Annotated in this window: 20 protein-coding genes; 11 read left to right on the top strand and 9 right to left on the bottom strand. The window is 69.5% G+C overall.

The features are described from left to right. Positions 1-41: 41 nt before the first annotated feature. Positions 42-779, bottom strand: a complete 738-nt coding sequence (locus tag G6N64_RS17410) for a dienelactone hydrolase family protein (protein WP_163798197.1) — start codon at positions 777-779, stop codon at positions 42-44. Between the two features lie 42 nt (positions 780-821). On the opposite strand from G6N64_RS17410, the gene G6N64_RS17415 reads away from it, so the two are divergent. Genes G6N64_RS17415 through G6N64_RS17425 form a run of 3 tightly spaced genes read left to right on the top strand, consistent with a single transcriptional unit; the run spans position 822 to position 3,330 of the window. Continuing rightward, entirely contained in the window at positions 822-1,634 is an 813-nt protein-coding gene (locus G6N64_RS17415) for a thymidylate synthase (protein WP_163798199.1), read from the top strand. 14 nt (positions 1,635-1,648) lie between these two features. Continuing rightward, the gene (locus G6N64_RS17420; protein ID WP_246230691.1) at positions 1,649-2,125 is read left to right on the top strand and encodes a dihydrofolate reductase; all 477 of its coding nucleotides are present in this window, start codon (positions 1,649-1,651) and stop codon (positions 2,123-2,125) included. After that, positions 2,122-3,330, top strand: a complete 1,209-nt coding sequence (locus G6N64_RS17425; protein ID WP_163798204.1) for a winged helix-turn-helix domain-containing protein — start codon at positions 2,122-2,124, stop codon at positions 3,328-3,330. The genes G6N64_RS17420 and G6N64_RS17425 overlap by 4 nt, the downstream gene beginning before the upstream one ends. Positions 3,331-3,333: 3 nt before the next feature. Here the strand turns inward: G6N64_RS17425 and G6N64_RS17430 are convergent, their stop codons facing one another. Genes G6N64_RS17430 through G6N64_RS17445 form a run of 4 tightly spaced genes read right to left on the bottom strand, consistent with a single transcriptional unit; the run spans position 3,334 to position 6,658 of the window. Next, positions 3,334-3,618, bottom strand: a complete 285-nt coding sequence (locus G6N64_RS17430; protein ID WP_163798206.1) for a hypothetical protein — start codon at positions 3,616-3,618, stop codon at positions 3,334-3,336. A 34-nt stretch (positions 3,619-3,652) separates the two neighbouring features. Further along, complete coding sequence (locus tag G6N64_RS17435; RefSeq protein WP_163798208.1) at positions 3,653-4,237, bottom strand: nucleoside deaminase; 585 nt, start codon at positions 4,235-4,237, stop codon at positions 3,653-3,655. Positions 4,238-4,255: 18 nt separating this feature from the next. Next, on the bottom strand, positions 4,256-5,665 hold the full coding sequence (locus G6N64_RS17440; RefSeq protein WP_163798209.1) for an APC family permease: 1,410 nt from the start codon (positions 5,663-5,665) through the stop codon (positions 4,256-4,258). Positions 5,666-5,713: 48 nt separating this feature from the next. Continuing rightward, entirely contained in the window at positions 5,714-6,658 is a 945-nt protein-coding gene (locus tag G6N64_RS17445) for a proline iminopeptidase-family hydrolase (protein WP_163798211.1), read from the bottom strand. 77 nt (positions 6,659-6,735) lie between these two features. Between G6N64_RS17445 and G6N64_RS17450 the strand changes: the two genes are divergently transcribed. The 5 genes from G6N64_RS17450 to G6N64_RS17470 all read left to right on the top strand — a co-directional run bounded on the left by G6N64_RS17450 (position 6,736) and on the right by G6N64_RS17470 (position 13,590). Beyond that, entirely contained in the window at positions 6,736-7,512 is a 777-nt protein-coding gene (locus tag G6N64_RS17450; protein WP_163798213.1) for a FadR/GntR family transcriptional regulator, read from the top strand. A gap of 112 nt (positions 7,513-7,624) precedes the next feature. Beyond that, the gene (gene dapA, locus G6N64_RS17455) at positions 7,625-8,473 is read left to right on the top strand and encodes a 4-hydroxy-tetrahydrodipicolinate synthase (protein ID WP_246231272.1); all 849 of its coding nucleotides are present in this window, start codon (positions 7,625-7,627) and stop codon (positions 8,471-8,473) included. Continuing rightward, positions 8,470-10,158 carry a ribonuclease J gene (locus tag G6N64_RS17460; protein WP_163798217.1) on the top strand — a complete coding sequence of 563 codons (1,689 nt, stop codon included), beginning with the start codon at positions 8,470-8,472 and terminating at the stop codon, positions 10,156-10,158. Before dapA ends, G6N64_RS17460 begins: the two co-directional genes overlap by 4 nt. A 54-nt stretch (positions 10,159-10,212) precedes the next feature. Next, positions 10,213-11,406 (top strand): acyl-CoA dehydrogenase family protein, encoded by a 1,194-nt coding sequence (locus G6N64_RS17465; protein WP_264002238.1) that lies wholly within the window; start codon positions 10,213-10,215, stop codon positions 11,404-11,406. Positions 11,407-11,427: 21 nt separating this feature from the next. Next, positions 11,428-13,590 (top strand): thiamine pyrophosphate-dependent enzyme, encoded by a 2,163-nt coding sequence (locus G6N64_RS17470; RefSeq protein ID WP_163798219.1) that lies wholly within the window; start codon positions 11,428-11,430, stop codon positions 13,588-13,590. Here G6N64_RS17470 and G6N64_RS17475 read toward each other — a convergent pair. The 3 genes from G6N64_RS17475 to G6N64_RS17485 are packed head-to-tail and all read right to left on the bottom strand — an operon-like array spanning position 13,587 to position 16,964. Further along, entirely contained in the window at positions 13,587-14,417 is an 831-nt protein-coding gene (locus G6N64_RS17475) for a mycofactocin-coupled SDR family oxidoreductase (protein ID WP_163798221.1), read from the bottom strand. The genes G6N64_RS17470 and G6N64_RS17475 overlap by 4 nt on opposite strands. A gap of 1 nt (position 14,418) precedes the next feature. After that, positions 14,419-14,733 (bottom strand): putative quinol monooxygenase, encoded by a 315-nt coding sequence (locus G6N64_RS17480; protein WP_163798223.1) that lies wholly within the window; start codon positions 14,731-14,733, stop codon positions 14,419-14,421. Positions 14,734-14,792: 59 nt separating this feature from the next. Further along, positions 14,793-16,964: a SulP family inorganic anion transporter gene (locus tag G6N64_RS17485; RefSeq protein WP_163798225.1), complete on the bottom strand. Its 2,172-nt coding sequence runs from the start codon at positions 16,962-16,964 to the stop codon at positions 14,793-14,795. Positions 16,965-17,186: 222 nt separating this feature from the next. Here G6N64_RS17485 and G6N64_RS17490 point away from each other — a divergent pair, with 222 nt between their 5' ends. Next, positions 17,187-19,736: a DNA translocase FtsK gene (locus tag G6N64_RS17490; RefSeq protein ID WP_174266833.1), complete on the top strand. Its 2,550-nt coding sequence runs from the start codon at positions 17,187-17,189 to the stop codon at positions 19,734-19,736. Positions 19,737-19,831: 95 nt separating this feature from the next. On the opposite strand, the gene G6N64_RS17495 is transcribed toward G6N64_RS17490, so the two are convergent. Continuing rightward, positions 19,832-20,347 carry an amino-acid N-acetyltransferase gene (locus G6N64_RS17495; protein ID WP_174266834.1) on the bottom strand — a complete coding sequence of 172 codons (516 nt, stop codon included), beginning with the start codon at positions 20,345-20,347 and terminating at the stop codon, positions 19,832-19,834. A 104-nt stretch (positions 20,348-20,451) separates the two neighbouring features. Here G6N64_RS17495 and pgsA point away from each other — a divergent pair, with 104 nt between their 5' ends. Continuing rightward, positions 20,452-20,973: a CDP-diacylglycerol--glycerol-3-phosphate 3-phosphatidyltransferase gene (pgsA, locus tag G6N64_RS17500; protein ID WP_276017857.1), complete on the top strand. Its 522-nt coding sequence runs from the start codon at positions 20,452-20,454 to the stop codon at positions 20,971-20,973. 96 nt (positions 20,974-21,069) lie between these two features. Continuing rightward, a complete protein-coding gene (gene clgR, locus G6N64_RS17505; RefSeq protein WP_163798231.1) occupies positions 21,070-21,396 on the top strand; it encodes a transcriptional regulator ClgR in 327 nt (108 codons plus the stop codon). The last annotated feature ends 73 nt before the right edge of the window (positions 21,397-21,469 follow it).

A 21,469-nucleotide genomic window follows, 5' to 3' on the forward strand; every position in this document is an offset into this window, starting at 1 on the left:
TACCGGGCCACGACGTGGCAAAACAGGTCGTCGAAACGCACTCAGCGCAACGCGGCGCCGAACACGCTCTCCATCGCGCGCCAATGCCGCTCGGCGGCGACCTCGTCGAACGGACCGTTGTCGGGGACGGCGAATCCGTGTGCGGCATCGTAGAACTCGATGGTGTGCTCGACGCCGGCAGCGGTGAGCGCCTTGTCCAGCGTCTCGGCCTGCTCGGGGGTGAACGACGCGTCGTCCGTGGCGCCGCCGACGTAGACCGTCGCGGAGATCGCGTCGGCGAACAGGTGCGGGCTGTCGGCGTCGTCGGTCACCAGACCGCCACCGTGGAACGACATGGCCGCGGCGACCCGGTCCGGGAGCCGTCCCGCGACGACGAGCGACGTGCGGCCGCCCATGCAGTAGCCGGTCGTGCCGAAGCTGGTGCCGCTCACCTCGGGCCGTGCCTCCAGGTAACCGAAGAACGCGCCGGCGTCGCTCGCCATGATCTGCGGGGTGATCTGCGCGATCATCCCGAACAGGCGCTTGCGCTCGTCCGTGTCGCTGAACACCGTCTCCATGTCGAACGGTGCCCAGTCGCCGTCGCGGTAGTAGACGTCGGGCACGAGGACCGCGTAGCCGAGTCCCGCCAGCTTCTCGGCCATGTCGACGAACGTCTGCCGGGTACCGCCGGCGTCCGGGTAGAGCACGACACCGGGCCACGGACCGTCGCCGTCCGGGGTGCTGAGGGTGACGGGGCAGGCCCCGTCGGGCGTGGTGATGACGTCGTTGATCGTCGGCATGCTGTCCGTTCTACTCCCCGGCCTCCGACGTAAGCTGATCGAGTGCCGAACGCCGCGCCGATTCCGACTCCGTACGAGGATCTCCTGAGGCTCGTCCTCGAGACCGGGACGCCCAAGGCGGACCGCACCGGTACCGGCACGCGCAGCCTGTTCGGTCACCAGCTGCGTTACGACCTCACCGCCGGCTTCCCGCTGATCACCACCAAGAAGGTGCATCTCAAGTCGGTGATCTACGAACTGCTGTGGTTCCTGCGCGGCGACTCCAACGTCGCCTGGCTGCAGGAGCACGGCGTCACGATCTGGGACGAATGGGCCAGCGACACCGGCGATCTCGGTCCCGTCTACGGCGTGCAGTGGCGCTCGTGGCCGACGCCGTCGGGTGAGCACATCGACCAGATCAGTGCCGCCCTCGACCTGATGAGGCGCGACCCCGACTCGCGGCGCAACATCGTCTCGGCATGGAACGTCGGCGAGATCCCCCGGATGGCGCTGCCGCCGTGCCACGCGTTCTTCCAGTTCTACGTCGCCGACGGGAAGCTGTCGTGCCAGCTCTACCAGCGCAGCGCCGATCTGTTCCTCGGCGTGCCGTTCAACATCGCCAGCTACGCGCTGCTGACGCACATGATGGCCGCACAGGCGGGACTCGCGGTCGGCGAGTTCGTCTGGACCGGCGGCGACTGCCACGTCTACGACAACCACGTCGACCAGGTGACGCTGCAGCTCAGCCGCGACCCTCGGCCCTATCCGAAACTCGTTCTCGCACAACGTGATTCGATCTTCGACTACACCTATGACGACGTGGCGATCGTGAACTACGACCCGCACCCGGGCATCAAGGCTCCGGTGGCCGTGTGAGCGGTGGGCGTGACGTGGGACTGATCTGGGCCCAGTCCACCTCCGGGGTGATCGGCCGCGACGGCGGCATTCCTTGGCGCTTGCCCGAGGACCAGGCGCGCTTCAAGGAGCTGACGCTCGGTCAGACCGTGGTCATGGGACGGCTGACCTGGGACTCGTTGCCGGCGACGGTGCGTCCGCTGCCGGGACGCAGGAACGTCGTGGTGACGCGGCAGGGTGACTTCGTGGCGGATGGAGCGACGGTGGTGGGGGACCTCGAGGCGGCGTTGACCGAACCCGACACCTGGGTGATCGGTGGGGCACGGATCTACGTGGCGGCGCTGCCACGGGCGACGCGGTGCGAAGTCACCGAGGTCGACGTCGACCTGCCCCGCGAGGACGACGACGCGGTGGCACCCGTGCTCGACGAACAGTGGGTGTGCACCGACGGCGACTGGCTGACCAGCGCCTCGGGCGTGCGGTACCGCTTCTCCAGCTACGTCAGGGCATGACGAGGCTCAGTGCCGACGCGGCGCGGCGCACCGCCGTCGCCGCGCAGGGCTTCGCCGAACCGAAGCCCTCGGGACCGGTGACCCGCGCGCACCTGCGCCGACTCGTGTCGCGCCTGCAGGTGCTGCAGCTGGACTCGGTGTCGGTGTCGGTCCGCGCGCACTACGCGCCGGTCTTCAGCCGCCTCGGCCCGTACGACCGCGACGTCCTGGACCGGGCGGCGTGGAGCCACAGCGTGCGGTCGCCGCGGCTGCTCGTCGAATACTGGGCGCACGAGGCCGCGCTGATGTCGGTCGACGACTGGCCGCTGATGCGATGGCGGATGCGGGAGTACGAGCACGGCCGGTGGGGCACCGAGATCGTCCGGAAGAACGCCAAACTCGCCGAGGACGTCGTCGCCGCCGTCACCGAACTCGGACCCGCGACGGCAGGGCAGATCGAGGCGCACCTGGAATCGGAACCGCGGGGGCGCAAGGGTCCGTGGTGGGACCGCAGCGACACCAAGTGGGTCGCCGAGGCGCTGTGGGCGTCCGGCGTGCTGACGACGGCGACCCGCGTCGGCTTCGCTCGGCACTACGACCTGACCGAACGGGTCCTCCCCGCAGAGGTGGTGGCGCGCGGGGTCGGCGACGACGAGGCGCTGCGCGAGTTGACGTTGCGCGCCGCCACCGCGCTGGGCCTGGCCACCGAGACCGACATCCGCGACTACTTCCGGCTGGGCGCCAAGCAGGCGAAGCCCGCCATCGCCGCGCTGGTCGCCGAGGGCGAACTCGAACCGGTCGAAGTGGACGGGTGGAGTGCACCGGCGTACCTGCGGGCAGGCCAGACGGTGGCGCGCCGCGACCGTGGCACGGCGCTGCTGTGCCCGTTCGACCCGCTCGTCTTCTTCCGGCCTCGGCTCGAGCGGCTGTTCGGCTTCCACTACCGCATCGAGATCTACACGCCGGCTCCGAAGCGGCAGTACGGGTACTACGTGTGGCCCTTCCTCCTCGACGGACGGCTGGTGGGTCGCGTCGACCTGAAGGCGGAGCGCCTGCGTGGCGAGTTGCACGTGGTGGGCGCCTTCGCCGAGCCGGGTCAGGACGCGATGCACGTCGCCGCGGCGCTGGCCGTCGAGTTGTGCTCGATGGCGTCGTGGCTCGGACTCGCCGACGTGGTGGTGGGGGAGCGCGGCGACCTGGTGGATGCGTTGCGGGTGGCGCTGTAGGCCTCAAATCCGCTTCGACACCTCGCCGTAGAGGTCCGGCCACGGCGGGCGGCGCAACATGGTGACGCCGAGAAGCGAGGTCGCGACGAGGCCGACGAGGATTCCCGCCAGTGCGATCCGGGTGTCGTCGGTCGCAGGCCGCCAGCTGGACCTGCCGTCCTTCACCACGAAGATGCCCACCGGATTCGACACCGGGATGACGACGGTGCCGTCGGCGGTCTCGTACTGCGGTCCGAAGGTGGCGTCGACGTCCCCGTCGACGGGGCGGCGAACGGGTCGAAGATTCATGGTCCCTGCATACCCGCTGTGCCGTGGCCGCGTCTCAGGCCAACGGAATGTCGTTGTCGCCCTTGGTGTCCTGATACCGGCGGGACAGCTCGTCGTAGCGGGCACGCAACCCGTCGGCCCGCTCGGCCAGCCGGCTGCGCAGTGGTTCGTCCTCGTCGTCGATCAGCGCGGTGATCGCACGAGCGGTCCAGAACGCGTTGCTCCGGCGGTAGCCCCCGGGCTCGAGGCCGAAGACCTCCTTGAGGATCACCAGGTCGTGCGGTATCTCGAAGCTGTCCCGGGAGTCGACGTGGCTGTAGAAGTAGTAGTAGTTGTCGAAGCCCGCCCAGGTGATGGCCGACATGCACAGGGTGCACGGCTCGTGCGTCGTCAGGAAGAGCAGCTCTGCCGCCGGCGGCCGGGTCGGGAGTTCGTAGAACGCGTTGAGCGTGCTGATCTCGCCGTGCAGCAGCGGGTTCCGGGTCTCGGCGTTGGTGCCGGCCACCACCAGCGACAGGTCCGACTTGCGCAGGATCGCCGCACCGAACACCTTGTTGCCGTCGGCGACGCCGCGTTCGGTGAGTGGCAGGACGTCGTCGGAGATGACGTCGAGCAGTCGGGACGCCAGGGACGGGCTCATGCCCGGAACCCTAGGCCGCTATCCCTTCGTCGTCTCGTCGGAGAACTGGGGCACCCCGCGGCCGCGCACCACGTTCACCCCGAACACGATCGCGCCGAGGACCAGCCACACCAGGCCGCCGATCTTCGCGAGCACGTCGGCGTTGAACAGCACGTAGGCGATGATCACGAAGCCCAGGACCGGCACCACCAGGTGCAGCAGGTAGTTCTTCGACTTCTGGCGCACCACGTAGTACCAGACCACCGACACGTGCAGCAGGCAGAAGCCGAACAGCGCGCCGAAGTTCACCAGCGAGGAGATCAGGCCGATCTGGCCGACGAAGAACAGCACCAGCACCAGGCTGATCGCGCTGACGAACAGCAGGGCGGCCATCGGCACCTGACGGCTGCTGATCTTCGACAGGAACGCCGGCAGCTGCCTGTCGCGGCTCATCGAGTACAGCAGGCGGCTGGTCGCGGCCTGGGCGGCCATCGCGTTGGCGAAGCCGACGGCCATCACGTTGACCGCGAAGAACGCGTTCATCCAGCCCGTGTTCGACGCCGCCTGGACGAGGGTGAAGAACGCGTTGCCCATCTCGTCGTCGCTGAAAGACTCCCGGCCGCCGGCGAGCAGGCTCGCCAGCCACGTCTGGGTGACGAACAGGGTCGCCACGACGAACAGCGCGATGATCATGGCCCGGCCCGCCGGGTTCTTCCGGCCGGTCGACTCCTCGGCGAGCGTCGAGATGCCGTCGAAGCCGAGGAAGCTCAGGACCGCGATGGACAGCGCGGCGGCCAGCAGGGGAGCGCTGACCGTCTCGGGGTTCCAGATCGGTGCGGTGCTCCAGCCGACGTTGGGCAGCGACTGGCCGTTGATGGCCCGGACCGCGATCACGACGAAGACGACGACGAACACCAGCTCGATGGCGAGGAACACCCGGTTGGCGATCTTCAGCGACCCGATGCCCGCCAGGTTGATGAGGGTGTTGACCACGACGAACACGACTGCCCACAGCCAGCGCGGCGTACCGGGGAACAGGCCGATCATCGACTCGGCAGCGAAGACGTAGAGCAGCGTCGGCACCAGCAGGTAGTCGAGCAGGATCGCCCATCCGGCGAAGAACCCGGCGCCGGGATGGATGCCGCGGCCCACGTAGGAGAACACCGAACCGGCCAGGGGGAACGACTTGGCCATCTGCGAGTAGGCCAGTGCGGTGAACACCATCGCCACCAGCCCGATCACGTAGACCAGCGGCACCATGCCCGACGCGCTGTTGTAAACGGTGCCGAAGATCGCCCACGGCGCGATGGGCACCATGAACACCAGGCCGTAGACCAGCAGGTCGAAGGTGGAGACCGAGCGCTTCAGTTCCTGTGTGTAGCCGAATGATTCGAGTTCGCGCTCGTTGGCCTTGATGTCGTCGGTGGCCTTGATGTCGGAGTCAGACATGGGTGGGTCCTGTCTCGTGCGTGGGTCGTGCGGGAGTGGTGGTGCGGGTCAGGCCTGGGCCGGGGCCGTGTCGTCGTGTGCGGGAGTGTCGTGTTCGGCGAGGAAGTCGGCGATGACCGCCCTGAACTCGTCGGGCTGCTCGAGGTGGGTGCAGTGGCTCGCGCCCGCGAAGACGTGGCTGCGGGCGCCGGGGATGCGCTCGGCGAAGGGCGCCCACGTCGCCGGGGTCGCCTCGTCGAACTCACCGGCGACCACCAGGGTCGGCGCGTCGACCCGGTCGAGGCGATCGACGATCGTCCAGGACCGCAGGGTGCCCAGGACGTGGAACTCGTTGGGCCCGTTCATCGTGTGGTAGACGGTCGGCTCCGCCTCCATCTGCTGCTCGCTGTCGACGAAGTCCCGGGGCATGGGCGTCACGCGGCACACGTGCCGCACGTAGAACTCCTGCGTCGCGGCGACGTACTCGGGGTCGGCGATGGTGCCCGCGGCCTCGTGGCGGTCCAGCGCGCGCTGGGTGTCCTCGGGCAGCTGGGCGCGCAGTTCCGCGGCGGCCGCCATCCACAGCGCCATCGACGCGGGGGAGTTGCAGATCGACAGCGAGGCGAGCCCGTCGGGTCGGCGGACCGCGATCTCCGCTCCGAGCATGCCGCCCCACGACTGGCCGAGCACGTGGTACCGGTCGATCCCCAGTGCGGCGCGGACGGCGTGGAACTCGTCGACGAACAGCTCCGGCGTCCAGAAGTCGGCCGGGGCCTGCGGCAGGTGGGTGCTCCTGCCGCACCCGAGCTGGTCGTAGTGGACGACCTGGCGGCCGGTCTGGTCGGCGAGTTCGGCGATGTTGCGCACGTAGTCGTGGGCCATGCCGGGTCCGCCGTGCAGCACGATGAGCGGCCACGCCCCGTCGACGGCGACGTCGGGAGTGGTGCTGCGGACCCAGGTTTCGTGGTCGCGGAACGGCACGGTGTGCTCGGTGACCTGCATGGCGATCAGCATGGACCCGTAAAGGTCTCCTTGCAAGACCAAAACAGACAATTAACATTCCGGTAGCGAGAGGAGGTGATGATCAGGACATGGCCGACGCCAGCACCGCGCCGCCGCCGAACCGGCACGGACTCCTCACCCGTCAGCTGATCATGCCGTCACGGGCCGACGAGATCACCGATCGCCTCGTCACCGCGATCGCGATCGGCGAATACCTGCCCGGAGCACGGCTGCCCGTCGAACGCGACCTCGCCGCGGCCCTCCGGGTCGGCCGGATGACGGTGCGCACGGCGCTGGCCCGACTGGTCGACCGCGGTCTGCTCGAGACGCGCCGAGGCCGTGGCGGAGGCTCCTACGTCGTCGACCAGTGGCCCGAGTCGTCGACCGCCGCGGTCGGCCGCACCCTCGTGATGCGGTTGGCCGAGCTGCGCGACCGCTGCGACGCGATCTGCCGAATGCACGGGGCGGTGTGTCGCGCTGCGGCCGAATCGCGGTCCGACGACGACGTGGCAGGTCTGCACGTCATGCTCGAGGACTACCGGAACGCCGCCAGCGGGCTGGCCGCACAGCAGGCCGACAGCAGGCTGCACCTCGCGATCATGGACGCCGCCCACAATGCCGTGCTCAAGCAGGTGCTGCTCGACCTGGAGTCCTCGGTCAGCATCGGCGCCCCCGCCCACGTGTGGGGGGAGCCGTCGACCATGCGCGACATGGAGTTGCGCTCGCTGCACGAGCACGTCGAACTCGTCGAGGCCATCGCCGCGGGCCGAGGCGACGACGCCGACGCACTGGCCCGCGCGCACGTCGCCATCGACTTCGAGAACATCTCCACCGCGATGCGGCGCGCGGGCGTGCTGATGGGATGACCGGACTCTGGGTACCGCCGCACCGGTCCGCCGACGGCAGCCGGGTAATCTCGACCCCGTGACCACCAGCGGATTCGACGCGCATGCACGGTTGGGCACCGTGCTGACTGCGATGGTGACGCCGTTCGGCCCGGACGGCTCCGTCGATCTGGCCGTCGCGAAGAAGGTCGCCACCCACCTGGTCGACGCCGGGTGCGACGGGCTGGTCGTCTCCGGGACCACCGGTGAGTCGCCGACCACCAGCGACGACGAGAAGATCGCACTGCTCGCCGCCGTGCTCGACGCCGTCGGCGACCGCGCCCGCGTCATCGCCGGTGCCGGCAGCTACGACACCGCGCACAGCGTGCACCTCGCCAAGGCCTGCGAGGGGGAGGGTGCCCACGGCCTGCTGGTCGTGACCCCCTACTACTCGCGGCCGCCGCAGGCCGGCCTGATCGCGCACTTCACCGCGGTCGCCGACGCCACCGCGCTGCCCAACGTCCTCTACGACATCCCGCCGCGGTCGGTCGTGCCCATCGAGTGGGACACCATCCGCACGCTGGCTGGGCACCCGAACATCGCGGCCATCAAGGACGCGAAGGGCGATCTGCACGGCGGCGCGATGATCATGGCCGAGACCGGCATCGCGTACTACTCGGGCGACGACGCGCTGAACCTGCCGTGGCTGGCGATGGGCGCGACGGGCTTCATCAGCGTGTGGGGTCACGTCGCGGCGAGCCAACTGCGCGGCATGTGGTCGGCGTTCGCCTCCGGCGACGTCGGCACCGCGCGGAAGTACCACGTCGCGCTCGGCAGACTGAACGACGCGCAGACCCGTCTGGGTGGCGTGACGATGGCGAAGGCAGGACTACGTCTCTTGGGCATCGACACCGGCAATCCCCGGCTCCCGCAGGTTCCCGCGACCGACTCTCAACTCGAGGAACTGGCCGCCGACCTGCGCGCCGCCTCGGTGCTGACGTGACGGCCCCCAGCGCACCGCTGACGCCGCCGGGGCCGTTGGCGCCGGGCGGGCTGCGCGTCACCGCGCTCGGCGGCATCGGCGAGATCGGCCGCAACATGACGCTCTTCGAGCATCTCGGCCGCCTGCTGATCGTCGACTGCGGGGTGCTGTTCCCCAACCACGACGAACCCGGCGTCGACCTGATCCTGCCGGACCTGCGCCTGGTCGAGGACCGTCTCGACGAGGTCGAGGCCGTGGTGATCACCCACGCGCACGAAGACCACATCGGCGCCATCCCGCACCTGCTCAAGCTGCGCCGCGACGTGCCGATCGTCGGCAGCAAGTTCACGCTGGCGCTGGTCGCGGAGAAGTGCCGCGAGCACCGCATCAAGCCGGTCATGATCGAGGTCGCCGAGGGCCAGCGCACCACGCACGGCGTCTTCGAGTGCGAATACTTCGCGGTCAACCACTCGATCCCCGGATGCCTGGCGATCGCCGTGCGTACCGGCGCGGGCACGGTCCTGGCGACCGGCGACATCAAGCTCGACCAGATGCCGCTGGACGGCAGGCCCACCGATCTTCCAGGTATGTCCCGCCTCGGCGGCGAGGGCGTCGACCTGTTCCTCTGCGACTCGACGAATGCCGAACACCCCGGTGTCAGCCCGTCGGAGAGCGAGATCGGCCCCACCCTGCACCGGCTGATCCGCGGCGCGGACGGACGGGTGATCGTGGCGTGCTTCGCATCCAACGTCGACCGGGTGCAGCAGATCGTCGACGCGGCGACGGCCCTGGGTCGCAAGGTCTCGTTCGTCGGCCGCTCCATGGTGCGCAACATGGGCATCGCGCGGGAGCTGGGCTACCTCACCGTCTCGCCCGACGACGTCATCGACATCGCGGCGGCCGAGATGATGCCCGCCGACCGGATCGTGCTGGTCACCACCGGCACCCAGGGCGAGCCGATGGCGGCGCTGTCCCGCATGTCGCGCGGCGAACACCGCAGCATCACGTTGACCGACGGCGACCTGATCATCCTGTCGTCGTCGCTCATCCCCGGCAACGAGGAGGCGGTGTACGGCGTCATCGACGCGCTGTCGAAGATCGGCGCCCGCGTCGTCACCAACGCCCAGGCGCGCGTGCACGTCACCGGCCACGCCTACGCCGGCGAACTGATGTTCCTCTACAACGGGGTCCGGCCCAGCAACGTCATGCCGGTGCACGGCACCTGGCGGCACCTGCGGGCGAACGCGAAACTCGCCGTGCTCAGCGGCGTACCCGAGAAGAACGTGATGCTGGCTGAGAACGGCGTCAGCGTCGACCTGGTCCACGGCGCCGTCTCCATCGCGGGCGCGGTCCCGGTGGGCAAGATGTTCGTCGACGGTCTCGTCACCGGGGACGTGGGCGACACCACGCTCGGCGAGAGGCTCACGCTCGCTTCGGGTTTCATCGCGATTACCCTCGCGGTGCGACGGGGGACCGGCAAGCTCGTCGGTCAGCCGCATCTGCACTCGCGTGGCTTCTCGGAGGATCCCAAGGCGCTCGAACCGGCGACCCGCAAGGTGGAGGAAGCCATGGAGTCCCTCACCAAGGAGCACGTCACCGATCCGGCGCGCATCGCCCAGGCGGTCCGTCGGGCGGTCGGCAAGTGGGTCGGCGAGGTCTACCGCAGGCAGCCGATGATCGTGCCGACGATCCTCGAAATCGACTGATCCGGTAGGTCCGACTCCACGTCGCGGCACGTGCTGCGACCGTAGAGTGGAGCCGTGTCCCGACAAGCATCGCAGCAGCCCGGTCCCACCACTCCCGACGTTCTCTTCGGGGTCGACGGCCTGCTCGACGACGAGGAACGGCAGATGCGCGACACCGTGCGCGCGCTGGTCAAGAGTCGCATCGCCCCCGAGGTCGCCGGGTGGTACGAGGCCGGCGAACTGCCGGTCCGGGATCTCGCCGTGGAACTCGGCCAGCTCGGCCTGCTCGGCATGCACCTCGAGGGGTACGGCTGCGCGGGGACGTCGGCGACCGCCTACGGCCTGGCCTGTCTCGAACTGGAGGCCGGCGACTCCGGCATCCGCTCCCTGGTCAGCGTGCAGGGATCGCTCGCGATGTTCGCGCTGCACGAGTTCGGCAGCGAAGAGCAGAAGCAGCAGTGGCTCCCCGAGATGGCAGAGGGGCGCAAGATCGGTTGCTTCGGGCTGACCGAGCCCGACTTCGGATCCGACCCCGCCGGCATGCGGACCCGTGCCACCCGGTCGGGGGACGACTGGATCCTCAACGGGTCGAAGATGTGGATCACCAACGGTTCGGTGGCCGACGTGGCGATCGTGTGGGCCCGCAGCGACGACGGCGTGCGCGGCTTCGCCGTCCCGACCGACACCCCAGGGTTCACCGCCAACACGATCAAGAACAAGATGTCGCTGCGCGCATCGGTCACCAGCGAACTGGTCCTGGAGGACGTCCGCCTCCAGGACAGCGCCCGCCTGCCCGGGGCGACCAGTTTGCGGGCACCGTTGAGCTGCCTCAACGAGGCGCGCTTCGGGATCGTCTTCGGCGCGGTGGGTGCGGCGCGGGACTGCCTCGAGACGGCGCTGGCCTACAGCCAGTCGCGCACGCAGTTCGATCGGCCCATCGGCGGGTTCCAGCTGACGCAGCAGAAGCTCGCCGACATGACGCTCGAGTACGGTAAGGCGTTCCTGCTGGCGCTGCACCTCGGTCGCACCAAGGACACCGTCGGCCTGCTGCCCGAACAGGTGAGCCTCGGCAAGCTCAACAACGTGCGCGAGGCCATCGAGATCGCGCGGACGTCGCGCACCATCCTCGGCGCCAGCGGCATCACCGGCGAGTACCCCGTGATGCGGCACGCCAACAACCTCGAGTCCGTGCTCACCTACGAGGGCACCGTGGAGATGCACACCCTGATGATCGGGCAGGCCCTCACCGGCACGCAGGCCTTCCGCTGAGCGGGCGGTAGGGCGCGCGACGTGGCCGAGTCGATCGACGAGTTCTTCACCGCGACCGTCGGCGCGCTGACTGCGCCGCGTGAACCGAATGTCGAACTGCTGCAGGGCTTCTCGCGCCGGCAGTACGAGGACGTCTTCGACGCGCAGCTCGGCAGCAGGCACCTCGACCTGGCCGCCCGCTGGCTGCGGTCGAAGGGCAGGGGCTTCTACACCATCGGATCGTCCGGTCACGAGAGTAACGCGGCGGTGGCCGCGGCGCTGCGGCCCACCGATCCCGCTCTGCTGCACTATCGTTCGGGCGGCTTCTTCCTGGCCCGCGCCCAGCAGGTCGCGGGCAGTGACGCCGTGCGCGACGTCCTGCTCGGACTCGTCGCAGCCACCGAGGAGCCGATCTCCGGTGGCCGGCACAAGGTCTTCGGTCGCCACGACCTGAACGTCATCCCGCAGACGTCGACCATTGCCTCGCACCTGCCGCGGGCGCTGGGCGTGGCGTTCTCGATCGCGCGGGCGCGCAAGCTCGGCGTCGACTCCCCGTGGCCCGGCGATGCGCTGGCGGTGTGCAGTTTCGGCGATGCATCGGCCAATCACTCGACCGCGGTGGGCGCCATCAACGCCGCCATGCACACCGCGTACCAGGGCCTGCCGATGCCACTGCTCCTGGTCTGCGAGGACAACGGGATCGGCATCAGCACCAGGACACCGCAGGGCTGGATCGCCCGGACCTACGCGAATCGCGAAGGGCTGCGCTACTTCTCCGTCGACGGCACCGACCCGGCGGCGGTCCTCCGGATCGCCGCTGAGGCGGCGGCATACGCGCGGACCCAGCGTCGGCCGGCGTTCCTGCACTTGGCCACGGTACGGCTGATGGGACACGCCGGCTCTGACTACGAGCCGTCCTACCGGACACCGGCCGAGATCACCGGCGACTACGGGCGCGACCCGCTGCTCGGCACCGCGCGGCTGCTGGTCGATGCGGGGGTGCTCACGCCGTCCGAGGTCCTCGATGCCTACGAGGCGAAGCGCGTTCGGGTCCTCGACATCGCCCGCGAGGTCGCCGAACTCCCGCAGCTCGACAGCGCCGAGGCCGTCATGGCACCCCTGCGGACGGCGTTCGACGAGGCGGTCGCCGCCACCGAGGCGAGCGCCCACGCCGCGCCGGACCGCGCCGAGACCGCGCCGATCACCTTGGCGCAGGCCATCAACGGGGCCCTGCACGAGGTGCTGGCCGAGTGCGGGGACACGCTGGTGTTCGGCGAGGACGTCGCTCGCAAGGGTGGGGTCTACGGCGTAACCCGCGGACTGCAACCCGCCTTCGGGACGGCGAGGGTCTTCGACACCCTGCTCGACGAGCAGTCGATCCTGGGACTCGCACTGGGGGCGGGTGTCTCGGGGATGCTGCCCATACCCGAGATCCAGTACCTGGCTTACCTGCACAACGCCGCCGACCAGATCCGCGGCGAGGGGTCGACGCTGCAGTTCTTCTCGAATCGTCAGTACCGCAACCCCATGGTGGTGCGGATCGCCGGCTACGGGTACCAGAAGGGCTTCGGCGGGCACTTCCACAACGACGACTCGATCACCGCGATCCGCGACATTCCCGGAGTGGTCGTTGCTTCGCCGTCGCGGCCCGACGACGCCGCGGCGATGCTGCGGTCCTGCGTCGTCGCCGCGCGTGCCGCCGGACTGGTCTGCGTGTACCTCGAGCCGATCGCGCTCTACCACACGCGCGATCTCCATTCCGACGGCGACGACGCCTGGCTGGCAGCCGATTCCGGTGGCGTCGTCCCGATCGGCCGGGCACGGACCTACGGCGACGGCGGCGATCTGACCATCCTCACGTTCGGCAACGGGGTGCCGATGAGCCTGCGGGCGGCCCGCACCCTCGCCGCCTGCGGCGTCGCAACCCGGGTGGTGGACCTCCGCTGGCTGGCCCCGTTGCCGGTCGGCGACATCCTCGAACAGGCCACGACGACGGGCCGGGTGCTGGTGGTCGACGAGACCAGGCGCAGCGGCGGCGTCAGCGAGGTCGTGCTCACGGCGCTGATCGACGGCGGGTTCACCGGCGCGATGGCGCGGGTCGCCAGCCACGACAGCTTCATCCCACTCGGCGACGCGGCGCTGCAGGTGCTCCTGTCGGAGGAGACGATCCTCGACGCCGCGCTCGAGATGGTGCGTGGCTCCTAGCGCTTGTTGACGTACCCGTCGTCGACGGGCAGGGCGACTCCCGAGATGTGCCTGCCCGAATCGGACACCAACCACGCCACGGCATCGGCGATGACCTCGGGCTCGACGGTCTCCATGTTCGCCGCGCTCGCCATGTTCAGCGAACCCTCCTCGGCGCCCGTCATCTCGCTGAGCCACTTGCGGGTGAACTCGTTGTCGATCATCGGCGTCCTGACCCCGGCCGGGTGCACCGAGTTGACCCGGATTCCCTGCGGCGTCAGCAGATTGGCGTAGGACCGCATCAGCCCGACGACGCCGTGCTTGGCCGCCGAGTAGCCGATGGAGCCGGCGAACGGCGAACCCAGGCCGACGAGTCCCATGACCGAGCTGATGAGGACGATCGCTCCGCCGTTGCCCGCCTTGAGCATCGGGCGCATCGCGACGTCGACGGTGTGATGGACGCCGGTGAGGTTGACGTCGATGACGTCGTGCCAGGCGTTCTCACCGGCCATCGGGGCGATGCCCGCGTTGGCGACGACGATGTCCAGACGTCCGCCGAGTTCCTCGACGCCCGCCCGCAGCGCGGTCTTGAGCGAATCGCGGTCGCGCACGTCGGCCTGGGTGGCCACGATGCGCGCACCGGTGTCCTCGACCAGCTTGACCGTCGCGGCCAGGTCGTCGGCCGTGGCCATCGGGTAGGGCACCGAGGCGATCTGATCGCAGAGGTCGACGGCGATGACGTCGGCGCCGTCGGATGCCAGACGCACCGCATGTGCGCGACCCTGACCGCGGGCGGCACCGGTGATGAAGGCGACCTTGCCCGTCAGCGGGCCGCTGGCGGCTGCCACGTCAGGGCCGCAGTCGACCCTTGGCGGGATCGCCTGCGACCACCGGCGCGAGCATCTTGATGTCGGGGGCACCGTCAAGGTGCTCGCCGATCGCGCCGAACAGCGCCCCGACCGCGGGTGCGGTGCTGTGGACCTTGAGCGCCTCTTCGTCGGCCCACTGCTCAACGAAGACGAAGGTGCCGTTGGCTTCGTGCAGCGAGTACAGCTCACAGCCGGGCTCGGAGTGCACCGCCTCGATCGCCGTCGTGCACGCCTCGCGCACCGCATCGACGGATTCGGGCTTGGCGGTCATGGTGGCGACGACGACTACGGGCATGCGTGCTCCTCATACTCTCCGGTGAGTGATCCGGCGCACACATTACTGCGCAGCGGATCTCAGCGGACGACCTCCCGTACTTCGGCGACACCGGTACCGCGCTGGTCGATCTCGGTGATCTCGTCGGCACCGACGAGGTAGAGCCGCGCGGTGGCCAGGTCGAGGAACAGCCCGACGACCGTCACGGTGCCCTGCGCGAGGTGCTCGGCCACCAGGGGATGGCGCTGCACGGCCCGCACCTGGACGGCGACGTTGACGACGCTCAGCTGGTCGGCCCCGGTGAAGCCGGCCTCCGCTGCCGCCTTCGCCACGGGGTCGTAGTCGCGGAACGCGGCGAGGCTCTCGGCCCCCAGCTCGAGCCAGCGACCGACGGAGCCCGTGGCGTCCCCGTGCATCAGGTCGTGCATGGCGTCGCAGCCGGAGTGGCCGCAGATCGCAATGGTCGACACCGACAGGCGCTCCACCGAATAGCTCAGCGCGGACTCCACCGACAGATCCCCGCCGACGAGGTTGCCGACGTTGCGCACGTTCAGCAGCTCACCGGGAGCGCTGTCGGTGATGAGGTTCGGCAGGATCCGGGCGTCGGCGCACGTCAGCAACATCGTGTGCGGATCGTGTTCGGCTGCAGCACCGTTGGCGTCGCCGCGCAGCAGCGGTGCCAGTCCGGTGCTGAAGCGGCCCACGCCGCCCGCGAACTGCGGGGGCAAGATCTGGCGCAGCGCAGAGATCACCCGCCGGCCCTCGGTGTCACGGCGTGGTGGCCGTGCGTGCGCAAATTCCATTCGGGCGGTGCCCGTCTCGGTCACGGTCACCTCGTCGCCGTTCGCGCGGCGCTGCCTGATCCACTCGTCGAGCGTGTCGAGCGCGGCGTGGTCGAGGTAGTCGACGTTGAGGTCGATCGAGGTCTCCGCACCCGGGGGAATGGTCGCCAGGGCGGCGGTCAGGCGGGGCAGCGCGAGGAAGCTGCACGAGCCGGTGATCGCGACGTGCCAGCGCGGCGGCCCGCCCGCCCCGATCCGGCTGGTCAGGTCCTCGGCGACGATCGACACCCGGACGATGCGCCAGGCGGCGATCGCGATGGCGAGGACGAGCCCGATGAGGACCCCTTCGAGCAGGTTCAGGAACACGACGGCGAGCAGCGTGACGCCGTAGATGATCAGTTCGCCCGTCCGCCGGGCGAGGTCGATGTGCGCGAGCTTCACCAGCTGCACGCCGATGACGATCAACAGGCCCGCCAGGGCGGCGTTGGGGATCATCTCGACGACGTTGACCAGGAAGACCGAGAACAGCAGGAGCCAGACGCCGTGCAGCGCCGCGGATGCCCGGGTCTTGGCCCCTGCGCTGACGTTTGCGGTGCTGCGGACGATGACGCCGGTGATCGGCAGTCCGCCGAGTAGGCCGGAGGACACGTTCGCCGTGCCCTGGCCGACGAGTTCTCGGTTGAAGTCGGTGCGTTCGCCGTCGTGCATCTTGTCGACGGCGCTGGCCGACAGCAGGCTCTCGACGCTGGCGATGAGCGCCACGGTGAGGACCGCCATGGCGATGGAACTCCACGAGCCCTGCGGCATCGACGGAAGACCGATGGCGTCGATCACCGATTCGTCGAGGACGATGCGGTCGGTGGTCAAGCCGGGCGAGTAGCTCGCGGCGGTCGCGACCACGATCGCGACCAGGGCTGCGGGCACGACACGGATGCCGGCGGGTACGAACCGCCACAGCAGCATGATCGCAATGACGATGCCGCCGATCAGCACCTCCGACCACTGTGGCGTGGCGATCTCGCCGGGTAGTGCGGTCAGGTTGGCCCAGGCGCTGCTGCGCGGTCCGCCGCCCAGGAGGACGTGGATCTGCTGCAGGGCGATGGTGATCCCGATGCCCGCGAGCATCGCATGCACCACGATGGGCGCGATGGCCAGTGCGGCGCGCGCGATGCGACTGAGGCCCAACAGGATCTGCAGGACGCCCGCCGCGGCGGTGATCGCGCAGGTCGCCTTCCAGCCGAACTGGGCGACGAGTTCGGCGACGACGACGGTCAGCCCTGCGGCGGGACCGCTGACCTGCAGCGGTGACCCACCGACGACGGCGCAGACGATGCCGCCGACGATCGCGGCGATGAGTCCCGCGACCACGGGGGCGCCGGAGGCCACCGCGATGCCGATCGACAGCGGCAGCGCCACCAGGAACACGACCAGTGAGGCGGGAACGTCGTAGCGAAAGACATTGTGTAACAAGGGCTTAACATGGCGGGATTCCGTCAGCTGGCTCACCGGTCCGACAGTAGCGGCGACGACGGATTCCGTCGTGTTACCGATCGGTGACGCTGCGCACGTTTGGCTCGTGCGCAGGTGGGGCGCCACGCCGGACCCCGACGCGTTTCGTTGCCCGATGGTTAGCCCTTTGTGACCTGTGTGGCTGATGGTGCAAATGGGTTCCCTGCGACTAGTCTTACCGGCATGGCAAGTAAGACCGTGAGCCGATCTGGATCGCGAAACCCCAGGTCAGGGGCGGGCGCACGGACTGCGGCTCGCCCGAAGAAACCAGCGGCGCCCCGTCGCAAGCCGGCCAAGCGCGCATCCGCCTCCGCCGGCGTGGGATCCGCAGGCGCCGCCGTGGGGCGTGGCGCGCGCGCCGGTTGGCTGATGCTGGCGAAGGGCGCGGGCAGCACGGCGCGCTCCATCGGCCGCGCCCGCGACCTCGAACCGGGACACCGTCGCGACGGAATCGCGCTCGCCCTCGTGGCGCTCGCCGTCGTCGTTGCCGCCAGCTCGTGGTTCGACGCTGCGCGTCCGGTCGGCGGCTGGATCGACACCGCGGTCCGCACCGTGATCGGCGCCGGGGTGGTCCTCGTCCCGATCGCACTCGCCGGCATCGCCGTCGTACTCATGCGAACCGAGCCGCAGCCCGACACCCGGCCGCGCCTGATCCTCGGCACCGCGATGATCGCGCTGCCCGTCCTCGGACTGTGGCACCTGTGGTCGGATTCGCCGTCGGACCCGTCCGACCGACGGGGCGCCGCCGGGTTCGTCGGATTCGCCATCGGGGGACCGCTGTCCGACGGCCTGACGCCCTGGATCGCCGCGCCGCTGCTGACGATGGCCGCACTCTTCGGCGTCCTGCTGCTCACCGGCACCACGATCCGCGAGGTTCCCTCGGCGCTGCGCGAACTGTTCGGCGCGGGTGAGCGCGACGACGACTACTACGACGACGACGAATTCGCCGACGAGGGCGACGGCCCCGAGGCTGCCGACGACTTCTCCGACGGCTACTACGACGACCCCGCCGGCTACCGCGGCGACGACACCGCCTGGCCGGGCGCCGCACCGGCGTCGGGAACCCCGCTCGACAACTATCCGCTCGACGACGAGGCGCCGACCACGCCCGAGCCGGCACCCGCGCCCGCCCGTCGCAAGAAGGTCCCGGCCGCCGCCGCTCCCGCGGCCCCCGCGCCCCCCGCGCCGAAGAAGCAGGAGACGCTGGTCCTCGACCGGGTCGTCGAAGGTCCCTACACGCTGCCGCCGCTCGACCTGCTCGTCGCGGGCGATCCGCCGAAGCGGCGCAGCGCCGCCAACGACCACATGATGGACTCGATCAACTCGGTCCTGGAACAGTTCAAGGTCGACGCGTCCGTCACCGGCTGCACCCGCGGACCGACCGTCACCCGCTACGAGGTCGAACTCGGCCCGGGCGTCAAGGTCGAGAAGATCACCGCCCTACAGCGGAACATCGCCTACGCCGTGGCCACCGAGAGCGTCCGCATGCTGGCGCCCATCCCCGGCAAGTCCGCCGTCGGCATCGAGGTGCCCAACACCGACCGCGAGATGGTCCGCCTGGCCGACGTCCTCACCGATCCGGTCACCCGCAGCGACCACCACCCGCTGGTGATCGGCCTGGGCAAGGACATCGAGGGCGAGATGATCTCGGCCAACCTCGCGAAGATGCCCCACCTGCTCGTCGCCGGCTCCACCGGTTCGGGCAAGTCGAGCTTCGTGAACTCAATGCTGGTCTCACTGCTGACCCGGGCGACGCCCGACGAGGTCAGGATGATCCTCATCGACCCCAAGATGGTCGAGCTGACGCCGTACGAGGGGATCCCGCACCTCATCACCCCGATCATCACCCAGCCGAAGAAGGCCGCGGCCGCCCTGACCTGGCTGGTCGAGGAGATGGAGCAGCGCTACCAGGACATGCAGGCGTCGCGGGTGCGCCACATCGACGTCTTCAACGAGAAGGTGCGCTCCGGCGAGATCACCACGCCGCTGGGCAGCGAGCGGGTGTACAAGCCGTACCCCTACATCCTCGCGATCGTCGACGAGCTGGCCGACCTGATGATGACGGCGCCCCGCGACGTCGAGGAGGCCATCGTGCGGATCACGCAGAAGGCGCGCGCCGCGGGCATCCACCTCGTGCTGGCCACGCAGCGGCCGTCGGTCGACGTCGTCACCGGCCTGATCAAGACCAACGTGCCGTCCCGGCTGGCGTTCGCCACCTCGTCGCTCACCGACAGCCGCGTCATCCTCGACCAGCCGGGCGCCGAGAAGCTCATCGGCATGGGCGACGGGCTGTTCCTGCCGATGGGCGCCAACAAGCCGACCCGTCTGCAGGGCGCCTACATCAGCGACGAGGAGATCCACGCCGTCGTCGAGGCAACCAAGTCGCAGGCCGAACCCGAGTTCATCGAGGGCGTCACCGCCGCGAAGCCGAGCGGCGAGCGCACCGACGTCGACCCCGACATCGGCGACGACATGGACGTCCTGCTGCAGGCCGTCGAACTCGTCGTGTCGTCCCAGTTCGGCTCGACGTCGATGCTGCAGCGCAAACTGCGGGTCGGCTTCGCCAAGGCGGGCCGCCTGATGGACCTGATGGAGACCCGTCAGATCGTCGGGCCCTCCGAGGGGTCCAAGGCCCGCGAGGTGCTGGTCAAGCCCGACGAGCTGGCCGGCACGCTGGCACTGATCCGCGGGGGCTCCGACGCCGTCGGCGGCGACGAGGAGCCGGACTTCTAGCTGGGCGTTTCTGCGCCGAACGTGACGCCACTGCGAGGTCTCCGCGAATTCCTCGCAGTGGCGTCACGTTCGTCCGCGCTGTCGGGGGTCCCGCCTCAGAGGTGCAGCAGCATCCGGGTGTTGCCCAGGGTGTTGGGCTTGACGTAGGAGAGGTCGAGGAACTCCGCCACGCCGATGTCGTAGGAACGACACATCTCCTCGTAGACCTCGGCCGTCACGGGGGTGCCGTCGATCTCCTCGAAGCCGTGCGTCCCGAAGAAGTCCGTCTCGAAGGTCAGCACGAAGATCCGCTCGAGCCGCAGTTCGCGCGCGACGTCGAGGAGGCGGTCCACGACGGCGTGCCCGACGCCCTTGCCGCGCACCTGCGGATGTGCCGCGACGGTGCGCACCTCGCCAAGGTCCGACCACAGCACGTGCAGGGCGCCGCACCCCATGACCTCGCCGTCGACCTCGGCCACCCAGAACTCCTGCACGGCCTCGTAGAGGGTGACGAGATTCTTCTCGAGCAGGATCCGGCCCGCGTAGATGTCGACGAGTTCCTTGATTCTGGGTACGTCGGACGTGCGGGCACGGCGGACCACCAACGCGTCGCTTTCGGGTACCTCGCTCACACGTGGAGGGTATCGGGCGCGGCAACGGATATTCTGTTGCGGTGCCGGGCCAGTCTGAGAGCAAACCAGTGGTTCCGCACGTCAGCGTCGTCAACGTGGCGAACATGCTCACCGGTCTGCGCATCGTCCTGGTGCCGGTGTTCCTCGTCGCACTGTTCGTCGGCGACGGACACGAAACGTTCTGGCGAGTGGTCGCTTTCATCGTCTTCACCGCCGCCGTCATCACCGACCGGCTCGACGGCGAGATCGCCCGCAGCTACGGCATGGTCACGGAATTCGGCAAGCTGGCCGACCCGATCGCCGACAAGGCGCTGATCGGCGCCGCTCTGATCGGTCTGTCGATGCTCGGCGACCTGCCGTGGTGGGTCACCGTGGTCATCCTGGCGCGCGAGGTCGCCGTCACGGTGCTGCGGCTGGCCGTCATCCGCCGCGGCGTCATCCCCGCGAGCCGAGGCGGCAAGCTCAAGACGCTCGTCCAGGCCGTCGCGATCGGTCTCTTCGTGCTGCCGCTGTCCGGCGCCTGGCTCGCCGCAGCGTGGGTCCTCATGATCGCGGCGGTCGTGCTGACTGTGCTCACCGGCCTGGACTACCTGCTGTCCGCGGTCAGGGGCGCCCGCGCGGTGTGACGTCGGATCCGTTCGGCCCCGCCGGGAACCAAATCGGCGCGCACGCGCGTTTGACTAGGTGATGACCGCCGAGCGATTCAAGCCGAAGGAGCCCCGATGACGGCATTGCTGCGTGAAGTGATCGGCGACGTGCTGCGTCAAGCCAGGACCGCTCAGGGGCGCACCCTGCGTGAGGTGTCCGATGATGCCCGCGTCAGCCTCGGATACCTGTCCGAGGTGGAGCGCGGCCGCAAGGAGGCCTCGAGTGAACTGCTCGGCGCCATCTGCACCGCCCTCGAAGTGCCGCTGTCGCGCGTCCTGACCGATGCGGGCCGGGTCCTCGAGCGCGAGGAACGGCCGGTCGCAGCTGCCGCCGGCGCCGCCATCGTCGACGTCTCCACCAAGGTCGTCATCCCGCACGCCGTCACCATGGCCGTCGCCTAGCGCCGGACCGGTACGCGCGCGACACCCCCGGAATTCAGCGGCAGGGGTGTGGTCGCCTGTGCGAAACCGATAG

Origin of the sequence: Mycolicibacterium sediminis (assembly GCF_010731735.1) — a bacterium.
Classification (GTDB): Bacteria; Actinomycetota; Actinomycetes; order Mycobacteriales; family Mycobacteriaceae; genus Mycobacterium; species Mycobacterium sediminis.

Bases quoted from the DNA above. Each gene is read 5' to 3' on its own strand.
- G6N64_RS17425 (WP_163798204.1), top strand. From the start codon at position 2,122: ATGACGAGGCTCAGTGCCGACGCGGCGCGGCGCACCGCCGTCGCCGCG.
- G6N64_RS17480 (WP_163798223.1), bottom strand. From the start codon at position 14,733: ATGCCCGTAGTCGTCGTCGCCACCATGACCGCCAAGCCCGAATCCGTC.
- G6N64_RS17410 (WP_163798197.1), bottom strand. From the start codon at position 779: ATGCCGACGATCAACGACGTCATCACCACGCCCGACGGGGCCTGCCCC.
- pgsA (WP_276017857.1), top strand. From the start codon at position 20,452: ATGCTCACCGGTCTGCGCATCGTCCTGGTGCCGGTGTTCCTCGTCGCA.
- G6N64_RS17490 (WP_174266833.1), top strand. From the start codon at position 17,187: ATGGCAAGTAAGACCGTGAGCCGATCTGGATCGCGAAACCCCAGGTCA.
- G6N64_RS17445 (WP_163798211.1), bottom strand. From the start codon at position 6,658: ATGCTGATCGCCATGCAGGTCACCGAGCACACCGTGCCGTTCCGCGAC.
- G6N64_RS17450 (WP_163798213.1), top strand. From the start codon at position 6,736: ATGGCCGACGCCAGCACCGCGCCGCCGCCGAACCGGCACGGACTCCTC.
- clgR (WP_163798231.1), top strand. From the start codon at position 21,070: ATGACGGCATTGCTGCGTGAAGTGATCGGCGACGTGCTGCGTCAAGCC.
- dapA (WP_246231272.1), top strand. From the start codon at position 7,625: ATGGTGACGCCGTTCGGCCCGGACGGCTCCGTCGATCTGGCCGTCGCG.
- G6N64_RS17430 (WP_163798206.1), bottom strand. From the start codon at position 3,618: ATGAATCTTCGACCCGTTCGCCGCCCCGTCGACGGGGACGTCGACGCC.
- G6N64_RS17440 (WP_163798209.1), bottom strand. From the start codon at position 5,665: ATGTCTGACTCCGACATCAAGGCCACCGACGACATCAAGGCCAACGAG.
- G6N64_RS17435 (WP_163798208.1), bottom strand. From the start codon at position 4,237: ATGAGCCCGTCCCTGGCGTCCCGACTGCTCGACGTCATCTCCGACGAC.